Origin of the sequence: Devosia sp. (genome assembly GCF_034675085.1) — a bacterium.
GTDB lineage: Bacteria > Pseudomonadota > Alphaproteobacteria > Rhizobiales > Devosiaceae > Devosia.
Genome location: NZ_JAUCDN010000292.1, coordinates 1 through 4054 on the forward strand (window position 1 = coordinate 1; position 4054 = coordinate 4054).

Annotated in this window: 4 protein-coding genes; 1 reads left to right on the forward strand and 3 read right to left on the reverse strand. The window is 64.8% G+C overall.

Features of this window, described 5'->3' with window-relative positions; genetic code table 11:
* Positions 1-1239, reverse strand: a 1239-nt coding sequence (locus VDP82_RS14920; RefSeq protein WP_323015625.1) for an acyl-CoA carboxylase subunit beta, incomplete at its 3' end; no start/stop codon positions are given.
* Between the two features lie 123 nt (positions 1240-1362).
* On the opposite strand from VDP82_RS14920, the gene VDP82_RS14925 reads away from it, so the two are divergent.
* Positions 1363-2775: a helix-turn-helix domain-containing protein gene (locus VDP82_RS14925; RefSeq protein WP_323015626.1), complete on the forward strand. Its 1413-nt coding sequence runs from the start codon at positions 1363-1365 to the stop codon at positions 2773-2775.
* A gap of 48 nt (positions 2776-2823) precedes the next feature.
* Here the strand turns inward: VDP82_RS14925 and VDP82_RS14930 are convergent, their stop codons facing one another.
* Positions 2824-3375 carry a gamma carbonic anhydrase family protein gene (locus VDP82_RS14930; protein WP_323015627.1) on the reverse strand — a complete coding sequence of 184 codons (552 nt, stop codon included), beginning with the start codon at positions 3373-3375 and terminating at the stop codon, positions 2824-2826.
* Positions 3376-3385: 10 nt separating this feature from the next.
* Positions 3386-4054 (reverse strand): protein adenylyltransferase SelO family protein (locus VDP82_RS14935; protein ID WP_323015628.1); only part of this gene is annotated, 669 nt, incomplete at its 5' end.

Sequence of the window (4054 nt, forward strand, 5' to 3'; positions counted from 1 at the left end):
GTGCTTGGAGGCCATGACGTCATAGGCCCCGCCATAGGCCTTGCGGGTGATGACGGTGACCAGCGGCACGCTGGCTTCTGAATAGGCAAACAGCAGCTTGGCGCCATGCTTGATGATGCCGCCATATTCCTGCGCCACCCCGGGCAGGAACCCCGGCACGTCGACAAAGGTGAGGATGGGAATATCGAAGGCGTCGCAGAAGCGGATGAAGCGCGCCGCCTTCTTGGAGGCGTTGATGTCGAGGCACCCCGCCAGCACCAGCGGCTGGTTGGCGACGACGCCGACGCTGTGCCCGTCGAGCCGGATGAAGCCGATGAGGATATTGCCGGCGTGATCCTTCTGCAGCTCGAGAAATTCTCCCTCGTCGGCCACGGTCTCGATCACCTCGGCCATGTCATAGGGCTTGGTGGCGCTGTCGGGAATGAGGGTGTCGAGCTTGCCGTCGCGCCGATCGACGGGGTCATGGGTGGGAAGGCGCGGCGGCTTCTGCCCGGCCGCCAGGGGCAGGTAGGAGACCAGGCGCCGCGTTTCGAGCAGGGTCTCGATGTCGTTGTCGAAGGCCGCGTCGGCCACCGAGGAGATTTTCGTGTGGGTGGACGCCCCGCCCAGCTCTTCCTGGGTGACGGTTTCATTGGTCACGGTCTTGACCACGTCGGGGCCGGTCACGAACATGTAGCTGGTGTCTTTGACCATATAGATGAAATCGGTCATGGCCGGGGAATAGACCGCGCCGCCGGCGCAGGGGCCCATGATGACCGAAATCTGCGGCACCGCGCCCGAGGCCTGAACATTGCGCCAGAACACATCGGCATAGCCGCCCAGCGAGGCGACGCCTTCCTGGATGCGGGCGCCGCCGCTGTCATTGAGCCCGATGACCGGGGCGCCGTTCTGCATGGCCAGGTCCATGATCTTGCAGATCTTTTGCGCATGGGTCTCGCTGAGCGAGCCGCCGAAGACGGTGAAGTCCTGGGAGAAGACATAAACCAGCCTTCCCTCGATGGTGCCCCAGCCGGTCACCACCCCGTCGCCGGCGATGATGGTCTCGCCCATGCCGAAATCGGTGGCGCGATGGGTGACGAACATGTCGTATTCTTCGAAACTGCCCGGATCGAGCAGCACCTCCAGGCGCTCGCGGGCGGTGAGCTTGCCCTTGCCGTGCTGGATGTCGATGCGCCGCTGCCCCCCGCCCAACCGTGCCTCCTCGCGCCTGGCTTCAAGGGCGGTGATGATCTGCTGCATGGCGAGCCTCCGGGCTGGAATGAGGCCAGTCTAGCGCGCGCCCCTTCATCCCCCAAGACAGCAAAAGGCGCATGTGCTACAATCGCACATGGTAAAGTTTGTAATTTTGTGGATTTGTGAAGAATGGCGGCGCGCAAGGTCTTTGCCGGAGCGAAATTGCGGGCCCTGCGCGGCCAGCACCGGCTGACCCAGGCCGAATTGGCGGGGCGGCTCGATATCTCGCCCTCCTATGTCAACCAGCTCGAATCCAACCAGCGCCCGCTGACGGCGGCAGTGATGCTGGCGCTGGCCGATGGCTTCAACCTCGATCTTTCCGAGTTGATGACCGATGCCAGCGACCGGCTGGTGGCCGACCTGCGCGAGGCGCTGGCCGATCCGGTATTCGGGGAGACGGCGCCGAGCTTGCAGGAGCTCAAGACCGTCGCCACCAACGCCCCCGACATGGCCCGGGCCATGCTTGGGCTTTATGAAAGCTATCGCAAGGGCAATGAGCGGCTGGCCAGCGTCGATGCGGCATTGAGCCAGAACCCGCATTCGGGCCTGCCCACCGCCTATGAGGAAGTGCGCGACTTCTTCCACTATGCCGACAATTATATCGACCCGCTCGATCGCGCTGCCGAGGCGCTGGCCGGAGAACTGGGCGAATTCGGCCCCGACCGGCTGCGGCGGCTGATCCTTTACAGCGCCGAAATGCACAATGTGCGGGTGGTGCTGACCCCGCCCGCCAGTGGGGAGGCGATGAGCCGGTTCGACCGCGCCAATCGCGATCTGTGGATCAATTCCCGCCTAGAGCCGGCCAGCCAGTTTTTCCAGCTCGCCGTCGTGCTGGCCGGTCTCGAACAGGCGACCCTGCTCGACACCCTGCTCGATGGCGCCGCTTTCAAGACCCAGGAAGCCCGCGCCATCGCCCGCATGGGGCTGACCAATTATTTCGCCGGGGCCTTGCAGATGCCCTATGGCGCCTTCCTGCGCGCCTCGGAAGCCTGCCATTTCGACATCGAGGAGTTGGGGCACCTGTTCGGGGCCAGTCTCGAACAGGTGGCGCACAGGCTGTCCACCATGCAGAGGCCGCGCGAAAGGGGCATTCCGTTCTTCTTTGCCCGGGTCGACGCCGCCGGCACCATCACCAAGCGCCATTCGGCCACGGCGCTGCAATTTGCCCGGTTCGGCGGCGCCTGCCCGCTCTGGAACGTGCATCGGGCCTTCGAGGCGCAGGGGCGCATCATCCGGCAATTGGCCGAAACGCCCGATGGCACCCGCTATCTGTGCCTGGCCTGGAGCCATGAAAAGCGCATGGGCGGCTATAACGGCACAACGCGCCGCTATGCCTATGCGCTGGGCTGCGAGGTGATCCACGCCAACCGGCTGGTCTATGGGCAGGATGTCGATCTTGCCCGCGCCGCCTTCGACCCCATCGGCATTTCCTGCCGCATCTGCGAGCGCCGCGCCTGCCCGCAACGCTCGGTGCCGCCGCTGGCGGCGAACATCACCGTGCCGCAGGACCGGCGCAGCATCGTGCCTTATGAGATCGGGTAGTACCCCGGTGTCATCCCGGCTCAAGGCCGGGGCGACAGCGTGGAGGGGCTATGCCGGATCGAAATCGGTGTCGGTGATGACGGGGGCCATGCCGGCGGCGAAGCGTCTGGCGTTGCGCACATAGCGCTCGGCCGAAGCGGCCAGCGCGGCAACGCCTTCGGCGTCGATCTCGCGCACGATCCTGCCGGGCGCGCCCAGAACCATGGAATTGTCGGGGATCACCTTGTTCTCGGTGATGAGCGCATTGGCGCCGATCAGGCAGTTGCGCCCGATTTTCGCGCCGTTGAGCACGGTGGCGCCCATGCCGATCAGCGTATTCTCGCCAATGGTGCAGCCATGGATGATGGCGGCATGGCCGATGGTGACATTGTCCCCGATGACCAGCGGATAGCCGCTATCGGTGTGCAGCACGCAGTTTTCCTGCACATTGCTGCGCGCCCCGATGGTGATCGGCTCGATATCGCCGCGCGCCACCACGCCGAACCAGATGCCGGCCTCGGCGCCAACCCTGACATCGCCCACCAAAACAGCGCTGGGCGCGATCCAGCCCACTTGCGGATCGATATGCGGGGCAACCCCGTCCAGGGAATAGATTGGCATGGCATTCTCCTCAGATCGTGTGGCCATAGGCATGGCGCATCTGGGCGATTTGGGAAAGTGTGCTTTCGAACAAGCTCCAATCGTCCTTTTCGGCGATAGGCGTCCAGATGGCCTCCACCTGCTCAATCAGCATGGTGCGCGGCGTGGAACGGGCGAAATAGGGGTGATCCAGATTAACCCCAGCGGTGGCGGGATAACGGCCCATCCGCTCGCGCAGCGGCGCGAAGGCTTCCCCGGCATAAAGCGCCGATGACGGGCTTTTGCTCGCCCGCTTTTCGCTCGACAGGCCGCCGCGCCAATCGAAGAAGAATTGCTCGTAAGGCGCCTTGCTGGTGCCCAGAAAGCCGAACAGGGCGGCGACGAAGGCGCTGTCGGCCTCTATGTCGCCGGGCACCAGGCCCAGCCGGCCCAGAACGCATTCGGCCAGGGCGGCGCGGAAGGCGGGCCAGACGGTGTTGAGCGCCGCTTCCAGCGCGTCGGATGCGGACAGCGGCAGCAGACACTCGGCCAGGCGGGTGAGGTTCCAGGCCAGCGTGTCGGGCTGGCGGCCGAAGCTGTAGAGCCCGGTCTCATCGAAATAGGCGGCGGTGAAATCGGGGTCGTAAACGGGCAGGAAGCGCCAGGGGCCGTAGTCGAAGCTCTCGCCGGTGATGTTGATATTGTCGGTGTTGAGCACGCC